Annotated in this window: 4 protein-coding genes; 1 reads left to right on the top strand and 3 read right to left on the bottom strand. The window is 42.8% G+C overall.

The genetic code is table 11. The features are described 5' to 3' along the window. The coding region (locus ACTF6W_RS04440) for an APC family permease (RefSeq protein ID WP_438993340.1) at positions 1-1,323 on the top strand (1,323 nt) is incomplete at its 5' end. Between the two features lie 20 nt (positions 1,324-1,343). On the opposite strand, the gene ACTF6W_RS04435 is transcribed toward ACTF6W_RS04440, so the two are convergent. The 3 genes from ACTF6W_RS04435 to ACTF6W_RS04425 all read right to left on the bottom strand — a co-directional run. Continuing rightward, on the bottom strand, positions 1,344-2,144 hold the full coding sequence (locus ACTF6W_RS04435; protein WP_438993339.1) for a methyl-accepting chemotaxis protein: 801 nt from the start codon (positions 2,142-2,144) through the stop codon (positions 1,344-1,346). A gap of 51 nt (positions 2,145-2,195) precedes the next feature. Next, positions 2,196-2,537, bottom strand: coding sequence for a HAMP domain-containing protein (locus ACTF6W_RS04430; RefSeq protein ID WP_438993338.1), 342 nt, complete (start codon positions 2,535-2,537; stop codon positions 2,196-2,198). Continuing rightward, positions 2,531-2,715: hypothetical protein (locus ACTF6W_RS04425; RefSeq protein ID WP_438993337.1), on the bottom strand; the 185-nt coding region annotated here is incomplete at its 5' end. The genes ACTF6W_RS04425 and ACTF6W_RS04430, both read right to left, overlap by 7 nt.

The following is a 2,715-nucleotide window of genomic DNA, read 5'->3' as shown; positions in this document are numbered from 1 at the left end:
ATCAAAAAAGGGAAGTTCATGACATCAAAGGGTAAATTCAGCACAGCAACGGCAATGGCCATTGTGATTGCCAATATGATTGGAACTGGAATTTTCACAAGCCTTGGTTTCCAACTTGCTGATATTCGGTCTGGCTTTGTTATTATGGTTCTCTGGGTTCTTGGTGGCATCATGGCGCTATGCGGGGCATTATGTTATGCGGAACTCGGATCAAAACTACCCCGTTCTGGTGGCGAATATAATTTTTTATCAGAAATATATCACCCCGGTGCTGGCTTTGTTTCAGGTTGGATTTCAACGACTGTCGGTTTTGCCGCCCCTACGGCCCTCGCGGCCATGACCTTTGGTGAATATTTAAGTTCGGTATTTCCCTCCCTTCATCCATTAATGCTTGCCTCCGTTCTTATTATTGTAATGACAGCGGTTCATTCAACAAGTCATAAAAACAGTGGTGGGTTACAAGATTTTTTCACCACCGGCAAAATACTATTAATTATTGTCTTTTCCGTCGCGGCACTTTGGTCCGTTGATACGGTTCAAGAAGTAAGTTATGCACCAAAATCATCAGATTTATCATTATTCACCGGTGGCGCGTTTGCCGTTTCGTTAATTTATGTGGGCTATGCCTATACCGGATGGAACGCGGCCACCTATTTAACATCGGAACTTGAAAATCCCCGCAAAACATTACCACGTGTTTTAATCGGCGGCACCGCAGCCGTTATGGCATGTTATTTAATCTTAAATTATGTGTTTCTGGCGACGGCCCCTATGGACGCCATGGCCGGTGAATTGGAAATCGGCTATATATCAGCGCGATATGCTTTCGGGGACGTAGGCGGGATCATTATGGGGTTATCACTGTCGCTTCTGCTCATATCCACCGTTAGCGCTATGTTGGTCGCTGCGCCTCGTGTATTACAAATGCTCGGCGAAGATTATTCCCTATTTGAGCGCTTAGGGAAAGTCAATAAACACGGTATTCCCACGACCGCCATTTGGCTTCAATCAATTATGGCTCTCATCTTTTTATGGTCGGCCACTTTTGAAAGTATTTTACTATTTTCCGGCGCCACAATGGCCATCAATTCTTTGATCGTGATTTTTGGGGTCTTTATACTAAGACGGCGGCACGGTAATCAGGAAAGTGACTTTTCAATTCCATTTTACCCATTGCCGCCGATCATATTTATTGCCATTACGGTTGTAACGCTTGGATATCTGACTATTCAAAATACGGAAGAGATCGCCTTTAGTGCCGCAACTATTATTACTGGTGCTATTGGTTATTGGTTTACAAAGAAATTTTCTAAACCAAAGTAATCCCTTCAGAAATAATCGAATTAACCTGCACGCACCTCATTGAGGAAATCATCCACTTCTTTACGAAGTATCTGCGCTTGGTTGGCAAACTTATCCGATGCAGAAAGCACAGATTGGGCCGCTTCACCAGTATCAGTCGCTGATTGGTTCACACCATCGATGTTACGACTAACTTCATCCGCACCTGTTGCCGCTTGTAAGGCATTTTCCGAAATCTCATTTGTTGCCGATGATTGTTCTTCAATTGATGCTTCAATGCTAGTGGATATATCACTAATTTGTGTAATTGTTTCAGTGATGTCTTTTACTGCGTTAACGGCGCCATTTGTTGCATCTTGCATTTCTGAAATTTGCGACCGTATTTCTTCGGTGGCGCTGCCTGTTTGCGTTGCAAGTGATTTAACCTCTGAGGCAACTACGGCAAATCCTTTACCGGCTTCACCTGCACGTGCTGCTTCAATAGTCGCATTTAATGCAAGCAGATTTGTTTGCTCAGCAATATCATTAATCAGCTGGATAACTTCACCAATTTTTTCTGCAGCGTCACTAAGCGTTTGAACGCGTTCCGCAGCAAGATCAACCGAACCGACGGCGTTATTTGCAACTGATGCCGCGTCTGTAACCTCTCTGGTAATCTCAGCAATTGACGCTGACATCTCTTCGGATGCGCTTGCCACAGCCTGTACATTCGATCCTGCTTGACGCGTCGCTACATCCGCGGACATTGAACGTTCTTTTGTAACTTCTGCAGTATTAGCCATTTGCTGTGAAATATCATTTAGATTATCAGTTGACCCAATAATACTATCTAAAATACCCATAACACGGTCTTCAAATTGTTGCGCAAGTTCACGACGACTTTTTTGCTGTGCTTATCTTGCACGTTTTTCAAGAATTTCTTGTTGTTGCTTCTGCTCATTCTCTTGCTCAATTTTCGCAATTCTTCTTGCTTCAACATCGGCTTCTTGCTTTTTACGATTTTCTTCCGCTTCTGCTTCCATGCGTTTATTTTCAAGTCCTGACGCTTTGAAATGTTCCACAGCATTCGCCATCGCACCAATTTCATGTTTATAAGATACATGTGGCACTTCACTTTCAAGATCGCCTTCAGCAATTGAAACCATGCTTTCTCTTATGTTTCTAAGAGGCATTACAATTGATCTAACAATGAAGATTGAAAGAACAAGACATATTGAACCAAGAATAATTAGCATGGCCAATATAGACCAAAATTGATTAGCGGTCGCGTTAGATGCATCAAACGCATATTCTGAATATCAACAGACATTTTGTCCTCAACAATTTTAAGCTTGTTGATTTTACCTGTCATCGTTGCAAACCATTCCGTTGAACCAAGTGGCCCCGCAGAAGAAAGATCAAACGGTGTTGAAT

The sequence above is a fragment of the Pseudemcibacter sp. genome (assembly GCF_965661635.1).
Classification (GTDB): Bacteria; Pseudomonadota; Alphaproteobacteria; order Sphingomonadales; family Emcibacteraceae; genus Pseudemcibacter.
The sequence above is the reverse complement of the archived record's forward strand: the minus strand, read 5'-3'. Positions and strand labels throughout refer to the sequence as shown.

What these genes read in the sequence shown, in the direction of transcription:
- ACTF6W_RS04435 (WP_438993339.1), bottom strand. Translation starts at nt 2,144, where the DNA reads ATGGGTATTTTAGATAGTATTATTGGGTCAACTGATAATCTAAATGAT.
- ACTF6W_RS04430 (WP_438993338.1), bottom strand. Translation starts at nt 2,537, where the DNA reads ATGCTAATTATTCTTGGTTCAATATGTCTTGTTCTTTCAATCTTCATT.